16 protein-coding genes and 1 tRNA gene are annotated in these 16,868 nt (G+C 66.8%); 6 read left to right on the top strand and 11 right to left on the bottom strand.

The annotated features are described in order from the left end of the window. Nucleotides 1-150: 150 nt before the first annotated feature. From kdsA to MSPGM_RS13900, 3 genes are read right to left on the bottom strand one after another with little or no spacing between them, the layout of a single operon-like run. A complete protein-coding gene (gene kdsA, locus MSPGM_RS13910) occupies nt 151-999 on the bottom strand; it encodes a 3-deoxy-8-phosphooctulonate synthase (protein WP_003597470.1) in 849 nt (282 codons plus the stop codon). Between the two features lie 10 nt (nt 1,000-1,009). After that, the gene (locus tag MSPGM_RS13905) at nt 1,010-1,498 is read right to left on the bottom strand and encodes a hypothetical protein (protein WP_003597471.1); all 489 of its coding nucleotides are present in this window, start codon (nt 1,496-1,498) and stop codon (nt 1,010-1,012) included. A gap of 28 nt (nt 1,499-1,526) precedes the next feature. Continuing rightward, a complete protein-coding gene (locus MSPGM_RS13900) occupies nt 1,527-3,371 on the bottom strand; it encodes a chloride channel protein (protein ID WP_043766900.1) in 1,845 nt (614 codons plus the stop codon). 148 nt (nt 3,372-3,519) lie between these two features. Here MSPGM_RS13900 and MSPGM_RS13895 point away from each other — a divergent pair. Continuing rightward, nucleotides 3,520-3,596: transfer RNA gene (locus MSPGM_RS13895), tRNA-His, on the top strand. Nucleotides 3,597-3,759: 163 nt separating this feature from the next. Here MSPGM_RS13895 and MSPGM_RS13890 read toward each other — a convergent pair. Beyond that, entirely contained in the window at nt 3,760-4,011 is a 252-nt protein-coding gene (locus MSPGM_RS13890) for a hypothetical protein (RefSeq protein ID WP_004446489.1), read from the bottom strand. An 88-nt stretch (nt 4,012-4,099) separates the two neighbouring features. Here MSPGM_RS13890 and MSPGM_RS13885 point away from each other — a divergent pair, with 88 nt between their 5' ends. Further along, nucleotides 4,100-4,771 (top strand): spermidine synthase, encoded by a 672-nt coding sequence (locus MSPGM_RS13885; protein ID WP_012753138.1) that lies wholly within the window; start codon nt 4,100-4,102, stop codon nt 4,769-4,771. Next, the gene (locus MSPGM_RS13880; protein WP_261925677.1) at nt 4,750-4,875 is read left to right on the top strand and encodes a hypothetical protein; all 126 of its coding nucleotides are present in this window, start codon (nt 4,750-4,752) and stop codon (nt 4,873-4,875) included. Before MSPGM_RS13885 ends, MSPGM_RS13880 begins: the two co-directional genes overlap by 22 nt. 84 nt (nt 4,876-4,959) lie before the next feature. Here MSPGM_RS13880 and MSPGM_RS13875 read toward each other — a convergent pair whose 3' ends face one another. From MSPGM_RS13875 to MSPGM_RS13865, 3 genes are all read right to left on the bottom strand, one after another. Further along, nucleotides 4,960-5,469, bottom strand: coding sequence for a ferritin-like domain-containing protein (locus MSPGM_RS13875; protein ID WP_004446487.1), 510 nt, complete (start codon nt 5,467-5,469; stop codon nt 4,960-4,962). A gap of 78 nt (nt 5,470-5,547) precedes the next feature. Next, nucleotides 5,548-6,405, bottom strand: a complete 858-nt coding sequence (locus tag MSPGM_RS13870) for a manganese catalase family protein (protein WP_004446486.1) — start codon at nt 6,403-6,405, stop codon at nt 5,548-5,550. Between the two features lie 234 nt (nt 6,406-6,639). Next, nucleotides 6,640-9,504: an EAL domain-containing protein gene (locus tag MSPGM_RS13865; RefSeq protein WP_012753137.1), complete on the bottom strand. Its 2,865-nt coding sequence runs from the start codon at nt 9,502-9,504 to the stop codon at nt 6,640-6,642. 183 nt (nt 9,505-9,687) lie between these two features. Here MSPGM_RS13865 and MSPGM_RS13860 point away from each other — a divergent pair, with 183 nt between their 5' ends. Then, the gene (locus tag MSPGM_RS13860) at nt 9,688-10,059 is read left to right on the top strand and encodes a hypothetical protein (protein WP_261925676.1); all 372 of its coding nucleotides are present in this window, start codon (nt 9,688-9,690) and stop codon (nt 10,057-10,059) included. A gap of 169 nt (nt 10,060-10,228) precedes the next feature. Then, nucleotides 10,229-11,287: a cytochrome-c peroxidase gene (locus tag MSPGM_RS13855; RefSeq protein WP_004446481.1), complete on the top strand. Its 1,059-nt coding sequence runs from the start codon at nt 10,229-10,231 to the stop codon at nt 11,285-11,287. A gap of 24 nt (nt 11,288-11,311) precedes the next feature. Here the strand turns inward: MSPGM_RS13855 and MSPGM_RS13850 are convergent, their stop codons facing one another. Next, complete coding sequence (locus MSPGM_RS13850) at nt 11,312-12,838, bottom strand: carbohydrate porin (RefSeq protein WP_004446480.1); 1,527 nt, start codon at nt 12,836-12,838, stop codon at nt 11,312-11,314. Between the two features lie 162 nt (nt 12,839-13,000). Further along, nucleotides 13,001-14,890 (bottom strand): sigma 54-interacting transcriptional regulator, encoded by a 1,890-nt coding sequence (locus MSPGM_RS13845; protein ID WP_004446478.1) that lies wholly within the window; start codon nt 14,888-14,890, stop codon nt 13,001-13,003. A gap of 289 nt (nt 14,891-15,179) precedes the next feature. Here MSPGM_RS13845 and cynS point away from each other — a divergent pair, with 289 nt between their 5' ends. Next, complete coding sequence (gene cynS / locus MSPGM_RS13840) at nt 15,180-15,668, top strand: cyanase (protein ID WP_004446477.1); 489 nt, start codon at nt 15,180-15,182, stop codon at nt 15,666-15,668. 101 nt (nt 15,669-15,769) lie between these two features. Here the strand turns inward: cynS and MSPGM_RS13835 are convergent, their stop codons facing one another. Continuing rightward, nucleotides 15,770-16,039, bottom strand: a complete 270-nt coding sequence (locus MSPGM_RS13835) for a hypothetical protein (protein ID WP_004446475.1) — start codon at nt 16,037-16,039, stop codon at nt 15,770-15,772. 192 nt (nt 16,040-16,231) lie between these two features. Continuing rightward, the gene (locus MSPGM_RS13830; protein ID WP_004446473.1) at nt 16,232-16,492 is read right to left on the bottom strand and encodes a hypothetical protein; all 261 of its coding nucleotides are present in this window, start codon (nt 16,490-16,492) and stop codon (nt 16,232-16,234) included. Nucleotides 16,493-16,868 lie beyond the last annotated feature (376 nt).

The following is a 16,868-nucleotide window of genomic DNA, read 5'->3' as shown; positions in this document are numbered from 1 at the left end:
TTTGAGGTCAAACACCCGAGCTTTGCCGGAAGTTCCCGCGGGCTCCGATCAGGATCGAAGCCTCACGCGGAGCCGCGTTGTTCTCGATTGCGGTCGAATATCGCCCAGGTTGCCTGAATGGAATCTGAAGCTGGTGCGTTCGCGCCGGCTTTACGCCTTGGCGAGACGGTCGAACGCCATGAGGGTCTCGATCAAAGCGGGCAGATCGGCCAAGGCCACCATGTTCGGCCCGTCGGAGGGCGCGCGGTCGGGATCGGGATGGGTCTCGATGAACACGCCGGCCACGCCGACCGCCACCGCGGCGCGGGCGAGCACCGCGACGAACTCCCTCTGCCCGCCGGAGGTGGCGCCCTGCCCGCCCGGCTGCTGCACCGAGTGCGTTGCATCGAACACCACCGGTGCGCCGCCGGTGACGCGGGCCATGATCGGCAGCGAGCGCATGTCGGAGACGAGCGTGTTGTAGCCGAAGGAGGCACCCCGCTCGGTGACGATGACGTTGGGGTTGCCGGCCTCGGTCACCTTGGCCGCGACATGGGCCATATCCCAGGGCGCGAGGAACTGGCCCTTCTTGACGTTGACCGCCCGCCCAGTGGCGGCGGCGGCGAGCAGGAGGTCGGTCTGGCGGCAGAGGAAGGCCGGGATCTGCAGGATGTCGACGGCTTGCGCCGCCCGCGCACAATGCTCGGCCTCGTGCACGTCGGTGAGCACGGGAAGCCCGAGGCTCTCGCGGATCTCGGCGAAGACCGGAAGCGCCTCGTCGAGGCCGACGCCCCGCGCGGTGCGGCCGGAGGTCCGGTTGGCCTTGTCGAAGGACGACTTGAACACGAGGCCGATGCCGAGTTTGGCCGCCATCTCCTTGAGAGCGGCAGCGATTTCGAGGGCGTGATTTCGCCCTTCGAGCTGGCACGGGCCGGCGATCAGCGCCAGCGGCAGATGATTGGCGAAGGCGACGCCGCCGGTCTGGACGACGGAACCGGAAGTCTGTGCAGTCTCGGGCATGGCGCCCGCTCTAGCCCGGCGAGGCCGCGCGGGAAAGACCGCGACGGGGCCGGTCCGCTGCCAGGCGGCACAGGCTGCCGACACCGAAGCCGTCCGGCCGGTCGCCGGGATCGCAGCGGACCACCGCGCCGCCGACGCGGCCGAGCTGCGGCGCACCGGTGAGCAGGCTGTCCTGATGCAGGCGCTGGGCAAGCGTCTCAACGGAATCGGCCGGTGCGCCGGCCAGGGTCCGCGCGGCGAGCCCGATCAGCACGAAGAACCCGCGCGGCGGCTCGCGCAGATTCGAGCGGAACGCGAGCCGCCGCGGCGTGTCGCAATCGAGGCTCATCCGGTCGGCGTCGGCGGCGCGGAACACGACGGTGGCGCCGCTGCGTCCGGCCAGGGCGACGCCCGTTCCCCGGATCAATCGCACAGTCAGCCCATCGCAGGAATCCGCTTGCGCCGTCGTGCCGAGGGCGAAAACGAGGGCGAGGCCGGCGAAAAGGGCGCGCAGGGTCATGCCGCGATCCATAGCACGGGCGCGCCGCTCAAGCCGCTTCACCGAGCATGGCGCGTCGTTGCCGGTCCAGCTCTTCGCTGTAGCGCTTCAGCGTGTGGCTCTCGGTCAGCAAACCGATCACGCGGCGGCTCTGCCGATCGCTGAGCACGGCGAGCTCCTCGCTCTCGGCCTCGTCGAACGCTTCCGCCGCCTGCTTGACGGTCATGTCGGCGAGCAGAAACGACCCCGGGTAACGCACGACGTCGGCAAGGTGCGGCGTCTCGCCACCATTCTCGGCCGCACGCGCATGGGCCTCCGGCACGAGGACGATTCCGGCATAGCGATCGTGCGCGTCCACCACGACCACGCGCGACGGTGAGCCGAGGGGATGCGCGCGCAGGAATGTCGCCATCGGCGTGTCGAGGGGCACCGGCCGGATGTCCTTGCGCATCATCCGCCCGACGGTCAGGGAGCGCATCCAGCCGACATCGTGGGCGCTGCGGATGCTTTCGCCGCGCAGGTGGAAGCGCCATGTGGCGAAGGAGTAGCCGAAGGTTTTCCGCACCGTGAGCGAGGAGGCGATCACCGAGGCGAGCACGAGCCCGGTCACGGGGAAGCTGCCCGTCATCTCCAGGGCGAGAAAGGTCATGGTGAGCGGGCCGCCGACGATGGCGACGGCGAAGGCGCTCATGCCGATCACGGCATAGCCGACCGGCGCGAGGCCGAACCCCTCGAAGCCGGGCCAGACCATCGGCGCCAGCCCGGCGAACAGCCGGCCGACCAGCGCGCCGAGGAACAACGAGGCGAAGAACAGACCGCCGCGGAAGCCCGATCCGATCGACATCGCGGACGCCGCGGCCTTGGCGACGATGAGGCCGGCGAGCGCACCGAGCCCGGCCGTCGCTTCGGGCGCGAGGGTGATGTGGAGCGCGCCGTGCCCGGCCGAGAGCACCTGGGGGGTCGTCGCGAGCGCGAGGCCGCCGACGCACAAGCCACCGAGGACGGGCCGGAGGGGTGCGGGCAGGCGCGAGGCGCGAAAGCCTTGCTCCACCAGCGTTACGCCCCGCATCAGCAGCACCGCGAGGCCGGCGCAGACGAGGCCGAGGACAAGACACGGCAGCGTGTCGCCCGCCCCCAAAGCCGTATTCTTGGCCAGCGCCAGAGCGCCGACATCGACCAAAGCCGGCTGGGGCGCGAGCGCCCGCGCCACGAGGCTGCCGCACAGGGCCGCGACGACGACGGGCGCGAGCGTCGCGATGGTGTAGGTGCCGATGATGAGTTCAAACGCGTAGAAGGCGCCGGTCAGCGGCGAGCCGAACGCGGCGGCAATGGCGGCCGCCGAACCGCAGCCGACCAGGGTGCGCAGGTCCGAACGCCGCATCTCGAAGGCGATGCCGAGCCGAGAGGCAATCCCCGACGCGACCTGGGTGTAGCCCGCCTCCAGCCCGACCGAGGCGCCGCAGCCGTTCGAGACGACGTTCTGTGCGGCCACGTCGAGGGAGCCGCGCAGCGACATCCGCCCGCCGTGCAGGGCATTGGCCTCGATCGGATCGACCACTGCGCGCTTGGCCTTGCCGCGCCCCCTCGTCGCGATCAGGAGCAATAGGCCGAGGATCGCGCCGCCGAGCGCCGGAGCCAGGAACGGGGCCCCCATCAGCGCCTCGGTCGGAAGATCCGTCAGGCTGCTGAGGCGCTGGCCCGCGGGAAGCCGGTAGAGGATTTCGCGTAGGAACTGGCTGGCGCCGCTCATGGCGACGACGACGAGCCCTCCGACGCATCCCGTGACGGCGGCGAGCCCCACCAGGGCGATCTCGTTCCCCCGCACCCAGGACCGAAGCCGCACCGGTGCCTGGACGAGCGGGGCGGCGGTGGGCGGAGACGGAGACGGGCTCATCGCACTCGCGGAAGCTGGGTCCGGATCGCAGGCCATAGCGGCCATGCGCCCGCCGTCTAGCATCGGTGGATCGATGGTGCGAACCGTGAAGAGGCGCATTCAAGACGCTTGAAATGCCGCGAGCCTCGGGATAAGTCCCCCCTCACGTGCCGCCGTAGCTCAGTTGGTTAGAGCACTAGATTGTGGATCTAGGGGTCCCCCGTTCGAGCCGGGGCGGTGGTACCATCGAATTTCGTATGGTTGTGAAGGGGTTGGCGCTGAGCCAGCCCCTTCTTCGTTTGGGCCCGGCCGATCCGCCGGCGCTTGCGAGGCGGTCGGACCCTCTTCCGAGATAAGCCGGGCTTCCCCTGCCGCTACGAGGCAGCGCGCAGGGGGCAGCGCCATGGCATCAGGTGGCGATCACCGGCTTCGCGATCGGCGAGCGCGTGAGCTGCTGGATTTCACGCGGTGCCCGGCCGGCCTTCTGCGCGATTTCCGCTTCCTGCTCGGCGATGAGTTGACGCGCCGGCTCGTCGCCGTCGAGCCCGCCGAGGATTTCCATCGGGACACGCCGGTTCGAGGCGCGTGTGCCGTCCTCAAAGACAACGTCGAAGAGAACGAAGCCGCGCTGCTGCGGCAGAGATTTGGTGCGTTTAGACATGCCCGCTGATAGGCGGCCTTCAGCGGAAAGAGCAATGGCGACGGACGCATGCGGGGTCGCACCCGGCGCCCGGCCGGAAAAGGCAGCGATGAACGAGTGGGTGCACCTCGAAACCAGCGACGTGCCCGGCGGCGGTAAGAGCCTCGCCTTGATGCAGCGCGGCGGTGAATTCTCCATCGTCGTCGGCAACATCGAATTGATGAACAGCACGCGGGGCACCTCGGAGGAGGCGCTGGCCTCGCTGACCTGCGCTCGGCTGACGGGCCGGCCGGCGCCGCGCATCCTGATCGGAGGCCTCGGCATGGGCTTTACGCTGCGCGCCGCTTTGCGGGAGCTGGGACCGGACGCGCGCATCGTCGTCGCCGAACTCGTGCCGGCGGTGGCCGCCTGGGCACGGGGACCGCTCGCTTCCATCTTCGCCGGCTGCCTCGAGGATCCGCGCGTCGAGCTGCGCGAGACGGACGTGACCCGCCTGATCCAGTCCGAAGCCGCCGGGTGGGATGCGATCCTCTTGGATGTGGATAACGGCCCGGAGGGTCTGCTGCGGCGCGCGAACAACCGGCTCTACGACGAGTGGGGCCTGAAGCGGGCGCAATGGGCGTTGAAACCCGGCGGCACGCTCGGGGTCTGGTCGGGGACGCCGGACCGGAAGTTCAAGGCGCGGCTTCAGCGGCTCGGTTTCACCGTCGAGGAGGTTCGCCGGCCGGCCAGCGGTTCAAGCGGTCCCCGCCATGTCATTTGGCTCGCAACGCAGCCCTGACCTTCGGTGCGCTGTTGGCGCAGAACGGCCGGGACACGCGCTTCACCAGCCTCGTTGCGAGCGTGTCCCACCTGTTCGATTCCGCACAGATGCTGGAACCGTGAGAGACGCGCACCGGGCCGGAATCGTTCGGCCCGATGCGCGATGTTGTATCGCTCGACGATGTGAATGCCGAGTTCGCCTGCGGATCAGCGGTCCGCCTTCTCGCCCGCGATGGTGAGATCGACGTAACGCTTCGTCGTTGGGCCGATCAGTTCACGCACCCGGCGCGCCATCGCCTCTTCCTCCTGTAGCGATTGGCGGAAGCCCGTCAGGCTACCGCCCTGCCCGGCCGCCTCGCCAATGGTCAGCAGCGATTCGTAGGCTGCGATCTCGAAGTTCTCGAAGGCGTGGTTGGCGTAGGTGTTCTTCAGGATCTCGTCCTGCGCCGGCGTGTGACCCAGCGCCATCATGTTGCCGACGAAGCCGAGAATGCCTTCCTTGATCGCCGAGGGGCTGTCGCCGAGCGATTGAAGAGCCTCTTCCAGGCGGGTGCGCTGGCCATGCGTCTCCTCGATATGGCGGCGCAGAGCCTCTTCCATCTCAGGGTAGCGGGTGAGCCGTTCCACCTGACGCTCCATGATCTGCAGGGCCTGCATTTCGAGAGCGTGGGTGTTCTTGAGTGCGGTGACGTAGATTTCGCGCGTGTCGAGGGCCATCGTCGGCGTCTCCTGTTCAAACGGTGTGGGGTGAAGCGCAAAAGAATCGCCCGGCCGCAGAGGCAGCCGGGCGATGAATCAGCCGATCTGTTGCGTCTCGGCGCCACTGTCGGGGCGAGCAGGCCCGAGCACGGGCTCCTGACCCATGGGCTCGTTCTGGAAGACGCTGAAATTGCCCTTGCCGTCGATCGAGGGGCCGGCCGTCCACCGGCCTTCCGGCGGCGGAGCACCGTCGCGGTTCGTCGCAAAGAAGCTGTAGTTGAACTTCTGGTTCTCTTCCGATTGCGGGAAGCTGTTCGGGATCGGCAAGGCTCCCTCGGCGCCGCCAAGCTCCTCGATGACCGCGAGCCATTGCTGCTGGTGCATCGTGTCACGGGCGATGAGGAAGCTCCACATGTCCTTCATGCCGGGATCGTTGGTCGCGTTGGACAGGCGCACCGCCAACGTCCGGCCGGTCGCCTCGGCGGCGACGTTGCAATACATGTCGGCGGCGATGTTTCCGCTGGCATAGATGTGGTTCATGTCGAACGGCACGCCGTCGGAATTGCCGGGGAACGCGGCCATCCCTGAGGAGAGCAGGTGCTTGTGCAGCATCCCCTCGGCGATGTGGCGCGGGTTTTCGCCACCCATCACAGCGCCGACGATGGCATCGGCCGCTCCGGCTTCCTGAACCTTGGTCGGTGCGTTTTCGAGATTCATCGCAACGGCTGTCGCCAGCATCTCGATATGGCCGATCTCCTCCGTCGCGGTGTGGAGCAGCATGTCGCGGTACTTGGTGTTGGGCGCGCGATTACCCCAGGCCTGGAAGAAGTACTGCATACAGACGCGGATCTCGCCTTCGACACCGCCGATCGCCTGTTGCAGCATCCGGGCATAGATCGGATCCGGGCTATCGACCCGTACCGGGTATTGAAGCTTCTTGTCGAAATAGTACATCGGCTAACTTCCTCGGCACACAGATCACACAGCCGTGCACGGCCAAGTCTTTCGACTGGCTGCGCTTCGGCTCTTGTGTCGGGGAAATCGCCAACTCCGCGCTTTGTTCAGCGGAAACTCACGCCGATCGTGTCGCACTCATATGTTGTGCTGATATAGCACAATGCATAATCGCAGTGAGGTAACCTATAGCCTCGTGAGAGCGACGGGAGCCGAGACCGGTCGCGCCGCCGTTCAGGCCGCGTTGCGGCCGAGTGCCGTGACCAATTCACGGATCGTGGCCGAGGGGACGGGGCGGCTGAACAGGTAGCCCTGACCCTCGTCGCATCCTTCGAGCCGAAGCTGCTCGAGTTGCGCCTCGGTCTCGATGCCCTCCGCCGTGGTCGTGATGCCGAGGCTGCGGCCGAGGCCGACCACGGAGCGCACGATCAGCCGCGAGTTGCCCGGCGCGGCAAGGTTACGCACGAAGGACTGGTCGATCTTGATCTTGTCGAACGGGAAGCTCTGCAGGTAGCTCAACGACGAGAAGCCGGTGCCGAAATCGTCCATCGCGACCCGTACACCGAGGCGCTTCAAGGTGTGGAGCGTCGCCAGCGTCGTCACGCTGTCGTTGAGCAGGACCGACTCGGTGATTTCCAGTTCCAGCCGGTGCGCCGGCAACCCGCTCGCGGCGAGCGCATCCATCACCGCCCGGACGACGGCCGCGTTCTTGAATTGTGCGGCGGAGACATTGACGGCGACGCGGATGTTCGAGGGCCAGGTCGCGGCCTCGCTGCAAGCCTTGCGCAGCACCCATTCGCCGATTTCGCCGATGGTGCCCGTCTCCTCCGCCAGGGGAATGAAATCCGCGGGAGAGACATAGCCGCGCTCGGGATGGCGCCAGCGCAGCAGTGCCTCGCAACTGGCGATCCGCTGCCGGTCGAGCTTGACGATCGGCTGGAACACGAGCTCGAACTCGCCGTTCCCGACAGCCTTCTTGAGATCGCTTTCGAGAGCTCGGCGCTTGCGCAGCTCGACGTCCATCTCCTCGTCGAAGAACGCCCAGCAGCCCCGTCCGGTGGCCTTGGCGCGGTAGAGCGCGAGATCGGCGCTCTTCAGCAGCTTCTCCGGGCTCGTTCCGTGTTCCGGTGCGAGCGAGATGCCGATGCTGAGCCCGACCGTCACGGTGTGTCCGTCGAGCAGGAAGGGCTGCTGGAAGGCCGCGATTAGGCGTTTGGCCAGGGCGCTCGCATCCCGCCGCGCATGCGTGCCGGCCTGGACGCCGGCTTGGACGATGGCGAACTCGTCGCCGCCGAGACGCGCCACGAGATCGGTGTCGCGCAGGCAGCCTTGTAGCCGTTCCGCAACGCTGCGCAGCAACCCGTCGCCGATGGGATGGCCGAGCGTGTCGTTGACTTCCTTGAACCGGTCGAGATCGAGGCAGAGCGTGGCGAACCCGGCACCGGCCCCTTCGTCGAGATGCGCGGCGGCCTCTTCCAGGCGCTCGCCGAACACCATGCGGTTGGCGAGCCCCGTCAGCGCGTCCTTGCGCGCCATGGTGATGATCCGCGCTTCCGCCTCGTAGCGCTGGGTGACATCCTCGTAGGTGGCGATCCAACCACCTTCAGCCGTCGGCTGCTGTTTGAGCGCGACGATGCAATCCGTCCGGATCGGGCAACACAGTGAGGCGCTCAACCCGCGTTGGAGCAGGGCCTCCTGTTCGACGAGGAGATCAATCGCGCGGCCATTATCGGACGAGGCTTCGACGAGACGGGCCACGTCGCGGATGCTCATGCCGGGCCGCAACGCGGCGGCATCGACACCGAACATGTCGCAGAAGCGGCGATTGTAGACGAGGAGGCCGCCCTCTGCGTCGTAGAGGCAGAGCCCCTGGAGCATGTTGCTGAGAGCCGCGTCGAGCTGTGCATTGCTGCGCTTGAGCTGATCCTCCTGCTCCTTCAGCAGGGAGACGTCGCTGCAGACGGCAACGAAGCCGCCCTCGCGTGTGGGACTGCGGCTGATGCGTAGCCAGCGCCCGTCGGCGGTGTGCGTCTCGGCGGTCAGGGTGGCGTGGCCGGGCATGGCGAGCAGGGCATCGGCGACGGCCGAACCGCGCGCATCAGAGAGCGGGCGATGGCCGGGCTCGGCCTGATCGATCCCGAGCAAAGCGGCCGCCCGCGCGTTCGCGAGCACGATGCAGCCCCCGGCATCGACGACGACGATCCCTTCGATCGACCCCTGCACAGCGTCGGCGAGCAGGCTTTGGGCGGAGCGGCGCTGCGCGACCTCCTCCTGCATCATCGCCGCGATGTTGTCGCGCATGACCGCCATGGCGCGCAGCAGGGCGCCGAACTCGTCGTCGCCGCCCTCGGGTACGCGCACGGTCAACTCACCGGCGGCGATGCGGCTCGCGACCGTCGAGGCGTCGGCCACCGGCCGAACGATCTGACGCAACAGGAGCAAGGCGACGATGCCCGAAAGAACGATCGCGAGTGAGGTCGCGAAGATGCTGAGCCGCACGTCGCGGGCCACGTCCGCGCGGGCCGTCTGCCGATAGGAGAAGCCGTCCCCGGCGGTGAAGTTGATCAGCAGGTCGATATGCTGCTCGGCCACCGCCGCGTGGGCATCGAGCGCCTGCCAGACATCCACCGTCTGTTGATCGGGGCCGAATTCCCTCCGAGCGGCGAGCCAGTGGGCGACGGCGTCCTTGGCGGCGGCGGCCTCCCGCGTCGCACGCTCCGACTGGGCCCGATCCGCGGCGATCTCCAGATCTTCCTCGAACGATTGCGTCAGCGCCTCGATCCGAGCCTCAAGCGTGCGTCGCTCGGCGCTATCGCCCGCCAGGCGAGCTCGGGCCACCGCAGCCTGGAGCATCGCGAGGTCGGTCGCGGCAGCCCGGGCGTAATTGATCGCCATCAGAGAGCGATCGTAGGTTTTGTCGACCAGTGCACCCGTCGTCATGATGCCGAAGGCGGCGTAGCCGCCGAGCGCCGCTGTGATCGCGCTCAGCATCAGGAAGGCGAGGAAGATGCGGCCGCGAATCGTGCGACCACCGCGCAGCACGGCCCCGACGGCGGTGCGCCCGAGCGAAAAGCCAAAGGGTCGGCGTGAAAGGCTCATCGGGCAAACGCTCGCTTCTCGCAGCCAGCATGTCCGACAATCGTTAAGGTAATCTGCGACGTCAGCGATTTCGATAGTGTATCCCTCGAATTCGGTGATGCCGTTAAGGCGAACGCAACTTCATGGATGCTCATCTGAAACGAACGAGTGCGCGGGGGCGTCCTCGAAGTAGAGGAGACGGGCATGATGGATGCGTGCCGGATGAGAACTGCGCCCACGCCGCGGCGTACAGGTTCAGTCCTGTTGCTCACATCCCTCATCGCATCCGGAACGGCGCTTGCGCTGGCGGGCGATACAGCGTCCCACCGCGTCACGCAGAAGGGCCGGTCCTTCGCCCCGGGGGCAATCTCCCTGCGGGCCGGCGAAGGCCTCGCGATCGTGAACGACGACGGTGAACTCGTCCATCACGCCTATCTCGAAAATCCGGACTTCAGCTTCGACACCGGAGAGCAGATTCCGGGAAGCAAAACCGTCGTCTTCTTCCCGAAGCCGGGGCGGTTCACGATCCTGTGCGGCATTCATCCGAAAATGAAGCTCGCGGTCTCGGTGAAGTAAAGAAGCGCAGTTCACCTTAAAGTTGCACGCGACCGAGATGTTTTCCAGGCTATCGGTCCGTCATCATCTCAAGATCTGGGCCGGCCAGCGCCATTCACGCCACTATTAAGCCAATGCCTTAACTGAAATTAAAGCCAAAGCCCCGAAGGTCGAACCTGTCGAGGTTCGAATGGCTTGGAAATTCGTGGGGGGCGTCGCAGCCCTCCTAACGATCCTGATGGGAAGCTTGGCGATCGCGACGAACGGCGAGCCCGATCGTTCGGCTGTGCTCGCCGAGTACCGCCGTCCGGCCGAGATTCCCTTCCCCGACGACAACCCGTATCGGGCCGCAAAGGCCGAACTCGGCCGCGCGCTGTTCTTCGAGCCTGCTCTCTCACGGGACAGCGACCGCACCTGCGCCACCTGTCACGTCCCAGGGCAGGATTGGACCGACACGACTCCGCGCGCCCCGCGCAGCGACGGCGGCTTCATGGATTTCCGGACGCCGACGCTGCTCAACGTCGCCTGGACCGAAACGATCTACGGTTGGGATGGTAAGTTCCGCGGACTCGAAGCGGTGGCCCGCACCCCGCTGACCGCGCCGGGCAACATGAACATGCCGCCCAAGGAGATGGTCCGTCGCCTCTCGGCCGATCCGAAATATGTCGTCGCCTTCGCTGATGCGTTCCCTGGTCCCACCCCGACCGGTGGGCCGATCACTCAGGAGCGGATCGAACAGGCACTCGCCACCTTCCAGCGCCTGATCGTCTCCGGTCGCGCACCCTTCGACCGCTGGGTCGAGGGCGATGCACGCGCACTGGGCCCAGCCGCCAAGCGCGGCTTCGATCTGTTCAACGACAGGGCCAACTGCGCCGCCTGCCATTCGGGCTGGAACTTCACGGACGGCTCGTTCCACGACATCGGCGTCGCCACGGACGGTGCGATTGGCCGCGGGCGGTTCTTCCCGAACTCGACGGCCCTGCGCCACGCCTTCAAGACGCCGACCCTGCGCAACGTCGCGCGGCGCCCGCCCTACATGCATGACGGATCGTTGGCGTCCTTGTCCGAGGTGATCGACCTCTACGACCGCGGCGGCATCGATCGGCCGAGCCGGTCCCGCGACATCCGTCCGCTTCATCTGACGGTACAGGAGAAGGCCGACCTCATCGCCTTCCTGGAAACCCTCAACGACGACGGCGCCGAGGGGCCCGCCTACCAGCCGATCGGAGCCGAGCCACCGCGGCCGTAAGGGATACCGGGGCCGGCGCGTCCGTCAGTAGTTGATGGTCGCGCGCAGACCTAAAACCGTGGCGTTGCGCAGCCGGCGCCCGCGCTCGTCGGCCACGCCGCCGCCTGGCCGCATGACATATTGGAGATCCGGCTGGAGGGTGAAGCCGGACACCAGCTCCGCCTGATAGGTCGCCTCGAACACGGTCTCACTGCTGCGCAGCGGCCCCGATCCGGCCCCGAAAACGCGCTGGTCGCGGTCAAAGGCGCGTGCGGCCGGGCTGATGCGGGAATGGATCACCCCGAGGCCCAGCGTATCGTTGGGGCGGCCCTCGAACAGGCCTCGATAGGCAACGCCGGCATCGACGTAGAGATCGATCAGGTTGCGGTTCGTCGGCACGGCGGAGACCCGCAGGAACGCCGAGGCACCCTCGTTCACCGTGCCGGGTTCGCGATAGATCGTCTGGTCGAGCATCGCGTAGAGCCCCGCATTGCCGCGAAAGCGCCGGGCGATTCCGCTCGCCTCGGGATCGGCCAGCAGTCGCCCCCGGACTTCGTCGAGGCGGGGGCTGTCGAACCGGCCGAAATGGTACCAGCCGCCCAGGGTCGCGGTGCCGGCCAGCCGCTCGGCCCCGGGCAGGCTGGGATAGGCATAGGCCACCTCGCCGATCAGCAGCGCCGGATCGTTGACGCGAAAACTCGTGCCGCTGCGGTTGCGCCGCTCCGGATCGGTCTCGTCGCCGGCCGGCGTCCCGGCCGGATCGCCGTTGAACAGCCCACCCTGCAGCGAGAGTTCGGCGGTCGGCTCGTATTTCAGGCGGATGGCGGGCGTGGCCAGCGGATAGATCGGCCCGCCGCTCGGCAACACGACCGCGCCGATATTCGGCCAGCCGAATCCGGCATTGATGAACACCACCGCCGACTGCGCGATGGCGAACTCCGTATCCGCCGAGACTTGGCCGACCTTCACCGAGAGCCGGTCGCCGAAGAAACGCTGCTCGATCCACAACTCGAACAGCCTCGTCGAGGGCAAAGCCTCGATGCCGCTGACCGTCGTGAGGTTGTTGACGAAGCGCCGGGACAGGCCGTGACCGTGGATCTGGAAGAAGTCGGTATGAAACCGGGCGCCGCCCCAGCCGGCGAGCTGATCGAGATCGATGTCGAGCGAGGCGTCGAGGCGACCGCCGAAGGTCGTCCCGCGCCGCAGCCCGCCGGAGGCGCTGGAAAACCCTTCGCCGATATAGGTGAGGACGTAGGTGACGCCCCGCGCCGCCAGCGCGGCGCGCAGGCCGAACGGGTCGCCGTAGGGGCCCAGCACGTCCTGGATCGAGCCCTCGTTCGTCACCGACACCTGATCCGACGTCCGCGATTGCGCGATCGCGGTCTGTGGGTCGCCGCCTGCGCCCGTTAGCGGAAGGCCGAGCGGCATGGGTAAGGCGAGCGACGGCAGCGATTGGGCGCGAGCCGGGACCGAGGCGATGCAGAGCGGAGCGGACAGGGCGAGGACCGCGACGCCGCTCGCGAGGAGCCGGAGCGTTCGGGCCGCGCGGCGGCGTGTCGTTTCCGCTCTCACGTCATTGCTCGGCTCGACACACAGGCGTGTTTCCGTAAGGCGGCGAAACCCCGTCGAGGGGCGGCCGGGTCGGGCCATATCGGATGATACCCAAGCAGGCGCAAATGACAGCTCTGCGAAGCGCCGCCCTCGCCGGGGTCGTTCGATGGGGATCGCCGACCGTCAGAGCGGTTCGATCCCCAGCACCTTCATCCGCGAGCGCAACGTCGTCGGCTTGAGACCGAGCAGCTCGGCCGCACCGCCGGCACCGAAGACCTTTCCGCCACTGATGTGAAGCGCCGCCTCGATCTCGCTGCGGGCACGGGCGCGGCGCTCCTCTTCGGATAGCGGCCGGCCGAGATCCGCCGGGCGCTCCGGCGCGGGCATGACAGGGCCGGCGCTGCGGGCTTCCGGCAAATCCAAGCGCAGGCGCCCACGCTCGGCGAGAATCGCGGCGCGCTCGATCACGTTCTCCAACTCGCGCACGTTGCCCGGCCAATCGTAGCGGGACAGGCGGCGGGCATCGGCCTCGGTCAGGCACAGATCCGTCCGGTTGAGGCGCCGCGCGGCGGCCTTCAGGGCGTGCTGCGCGATCAGCGGCACGTCCTCGCGGCGTTCCCGCAGGGGCGCGGAGGTTAGGGGGAACACGTTGAGGCGGAAGTAGAGATCCTCGCGAAAACGCCCGCGGCGCACCTCCTCCTTGAGATCGCGGTTGGTCGCGGCGATCAGCCGGATATCGACGGCGCGGGTGCGCTCCTCGCCGACCCGCTCGAACTGGCGCTCTTGCAGGACGCGCAGCAGCTTGCCCTGGAGGTCGAGCGGGATCTCCCCGACCTCGTCGAGGAACAGCGTGCCGCCGTCAGCGAGTTCGAACCGCCCGATTCGGTCGCGCAGCGCCCCGGTGAAGGCGCCCTTGGCGTGGCCGAAGAACTCGCTCTCGAACAGGTCGCGCGGGATCGCTGCGCAGTTCACGCGGATCAGCGGCCGCTCGTGGCGGCGGCTTGCCTCGTGGATGGCCCGGGCGATCAGCTCCTTCCCGGTGCCGGATTCGCCGGTGACGAGGACGGTGGCATCGGTGCCCGCCACCACGTCGATCTGGCGCAGCAACGCCTCCATGACCGGGCTACGCCCGATGATGCCTTGATGGTGGCTCTCGGCGCGAATCTCCTCCTTCAGGTAGGCGTTCTCCTGCTCCAGGCGCTCGCGCAGGGAATCGACTTCGGCGAGTGCGGCCCGCAACCGGTCCTCGTCCTCACGGCGCTGGCTGACATCGCGAAACACGATCACCGCGCCGAGCAATTGCCCGCCCTCGCGGATCGGCGTCGAGGTGTACTCGACCGGAAAGCAGGTGCCGTCTTTGCGCCAGAACACCTCGCCATCGACCTGATGCACGGCCCCGTCGCGGAAGGCCGCGTAGATCGGACAGTCGTGATGCGGGTAATGCGCACCGCCTGCGTGGGTATGGTGGACGGTGGCGTGCATGTCCTTGCCGACGAGATCGGCCGAGGCCCATCCCAGCATCCGCTCCGCGGCGGGGTTGACGAAGGTGGTGATCCCGTCCGCGTTGACGCCGTAGATCCCCTCCCCCGCCGCGCGCAGGATCAGCCGGTTGCCGCGCTCGATGTCGCGAAAGATGCGCTCCATGCGCTGCCATTCGGGCAGGCCGGCGCGCATGTGCGCCTCGGCCTCCCGGTCAACGCGGCGGCGCTCGCGCTCATCGAGATCGAAGAGGGTGACGAGGAGCCGCGTCGGCTCGCTTGAGAGCACGCAGCCGGCATATTCGAGGCGCAACAGCTTGCCGGCGCCGTGGCGCGGGGTGAGGCCTTGTGTCCACCATTGCCCCTCGGCGAGGACGGCCTGGGTGAACACCACGAGCGCAGGCCGCTGGTCGGGATGCAGGGCACTCACGGGCGTTGCTCGTAGGGCCGCGCGGTCGTGGCCGAGCAACCGGGCGGCCGCCGCGTTGGCGTCGTCGATGCGGTCTGTCAGGGGCTCGAACACCAGCATCGCCTCGCGATTCTCATCGAAGGCGGAGCCGTAAACCGAGGGCGCTTCCAGCGCTGATGCGGACACGACGAAATCTCGCAGTCTTTCTACGATAATTCGTCATAGACGAAATTTCGTAGATTGGCGAAGCGAGCACAAGTTATTGAAAAGTCGTGACTTACGGCGCCGCATTGGCCTGGCACGCCGTTTGCGGATCATGTTCGTAATGGCGCGGCTCGGCTCTGGGCCCGTCATCCGAGTGCCGCCCGGTCCGCTCAAACGGGTCGAGACGGTCCGGTCGTTCGGACGCTGCGCCCCCATGCATCCGAACGGCCGCCCCCATCGCAGCCGGCCCTCGGCCGGAAGGGAGACAAGCATGAAGCGCGAAGACCTCACCGAGAAGCTTCTCGACATCAAGCGCGAGAAGGGCTGGACCTGGAAGTACATCCAGGACGAGATCGGAGGCATCTCGCCGATCCTCATCACCGCCGCCTGCATGGGCCAGATGAAGCTGCCGAAGGCTCAGGCCAAGAAGGCCGCCGAGCTGTTCGGGCTGAGCCAGGCTGAGGAGCGGATGCTGAACGAGGCCCCCTATCGCGGCTCGATCCCGCAGATGCCGCCGACCGATCCGCTGATCTACCGCTTCTACGAGTTGGTGATGGTCTACGGCACCACGTGGAAGGAGCTGATCCAAGAGGAATTCGGCGACGGCATCATGTCGGCGATCGACTTCAACATGACGATGGAGCGCGAGCCCAACAACAAGGGCGATCGGGTGAAGATGAACCTCTCGGGCAAGTTCCTGCCCTACAAGTATTACGGCAACGAGGACGGCGTGCCGGAATACGGCTTCAAGGAGCCGTAGGAGCCCTCCGGTTCAGAAAAGCCCGGTGCCACGACGGCGCCGGGCTTCTCTTCGTCTCACAGGGCTGCTGTTGGATCGATACCGCCCTCGCCCGATCCGGCTCAGCAGCCGACACAAATGTCCTTCATGAGGAAGCTGTCCTTGAACTGAGGTTCAGGCTTCTGCGCAGCCTCGCCGTTTGTCGGCGAGCCCAAGACCTGCGGGCGAGGGATGACTCTTCCTGTCGGCGCGACATGCGGAGCCGTGATGGTCGTCTCCGGGCCGCCGCCCGTCCCGGTCTGCGCCGGATGATTCATCGCATTCGCGGCCGTGTGCGCGAGCAGGTAGATCACGCCGACGAGTGCGATTCTCAAAGATGTCGTTCCAGTCACGCTTCGTCTCCCTGTTCGATTGCGGATCCTTCTCGTATTTTGTGGATCCTTCTTCTGTCGGAGCGTCTATTCCGAATATGCGCCGCCGCACGCCGCATCTGAGTGGTCTTTGACCGGAATTAATCCGTCGCGATCGGATCTATTCTCGGAGACCTGCCGCGCGCCCGCCCTCCACGTCGCATTGGGATGCGTTCAGCGTGTTCCGGGGAGATAACAGATCAGCGGGTTCGCTCGACGGCCGCCGCTTTGATAGCTCTTTGCGTGACCGATCGAGCCGGTCATGTCCTGCGTCGGGTTTCCGCCGGGACGTTTCACGACGATGTCGCAGTACATCCGATTGGGATCGCCGGGGCCTTGGAGATCCATCGTGCGCCGAGCCAGCGCCGATGTCGGCAGGAGGATAGGCGTGACGGCCACAAGCAGACCCAGTGCGCGGTTTAATCCACGAAACAACAAATTTCTCCTGTCTTGCAGAGCGCGGCCCAAACAAGAGGCACATTGCTTAAATATAAATCCGATACTGGAAGCCAAGTGCGTAAGAACACATCTGTCATATTGCAATAAATTTGCACGGAGCCAAAATTTTAATCGGGAATAAATCTACTACTCAAACGTAATGTAGAACAACGGCATACAATTCACTGGGCAATACGGTCCCAAGCGTCCGATATGGCTTGGTCACCGACCCGCCCCGAAAAAACGCTTCGGAGCACATCCGGCGGTTTCCAGTCGGCCGCGAACGGCTGCGTACCGCCCCTCACCGCTGCTCATGGGGTCGAGCGGACCGTGTCGCGACCCAGGCAGGTCATGGCCGGGCGAGACAGAGGCG

This window comes from Methylorubrum sp. GM97, from assembly GCF_024347855.1.
Lineage (GTDB): Bacteria > Pseudomonadota > Alphaproteobacteria > Rhizobiales > Beijerinckiaceae > Methylobacterium > Methylobacterium extorquens.
This window is presented reverse-complemented; position numbering and strand designations above follow the sequence as displayed.

What these genes read in the sequence shown, in the direction of transcription:
- MSPGM_RS13905 (WP_003597471.1), bottom strand. Translation starts at nt 1,498, where the DNA reads ATGACCCTGCGCGCCCTTTTCGCCGGCCTCGCCCTCGTTTTCGCCCTC.
- MSPGM_RS13885 (WP_012753138.1), top strand. Translation starts at nt 4,100, where the DNA reads ATGAACGAGTGGGTGCACCTCGAAACCAGCGACGTGCCCGGCGGCGGT.
- MSPGM_RS13865 (WP_012753137.1), bottom strand. Translation starts at nt 9,504, where the DNA reads ATGAGCCTTTCACGCCGACCCTTTGGCTTTTCGCTCGGGCGCACCGCC.
- MSPGM_RS13855 (WP_004446481.1), top strand. Translation starts at nt 10,229, where the DNA reads ATGGCTTGGAAATTCGTGGGGGGCGTCGCAGCCCTCCTAACGATCCTG.
- MSPGM_RS13900 (WP_043766900.1), bottom strand. Translation starts at nt 3,371, where the DNA reads ATGAGCCCGTCTCCGTCTCCGCCCACCGCCGCCCCGCTCGTCCAGGCA.
- MSPGM_RS13860 (WP_261925676.1), top strand. Translation starts at nt 9,688, where the DNA reads ATGATGGATGCGTGCCGGATGAGAACTGCGCCCACGCCGCGGCGTACA.
- kdsA (WP_003597470.1), bottom strand. Translation starts at nt 999, where the DNA reads ATGCCCGAGACTGCACAGACTTCCGGTTCCGTCGTCCAGACCGGCGGC.
- MSPGM_RS13890 (WP_004446489.1), bottom strand. Translation starts at nt 4,011, where the DNA reads ATGTCTAAACGCACCAAATCTCTGCCGCAGCAGCGCGGCTTCGTTCTC.
- cynS (WP_004446477.1), top strand. Translation starts at nt 15,180, where the DNA reads ATGAAGCGCGAAGACCTCACCGAGAAGCTTCTCGACATCAAGCGCGAG.
- MSPGM_RS13870 (WP_004446486.1), bottom strand. Translation starts at nt 6,405, where the DNA reads ATGTACTATTTCGACAAGAAGCTTCAATACCCGGTACGGGTCGATAGC.
- MSPGM_RS13875 (WP_004446487.1), bottom strand. Translation starts at nt 5,469, where the DNA reads ATGGCCCTCGACACGCGCGAAATCTACGTCACCGCACTCAAGAACACC.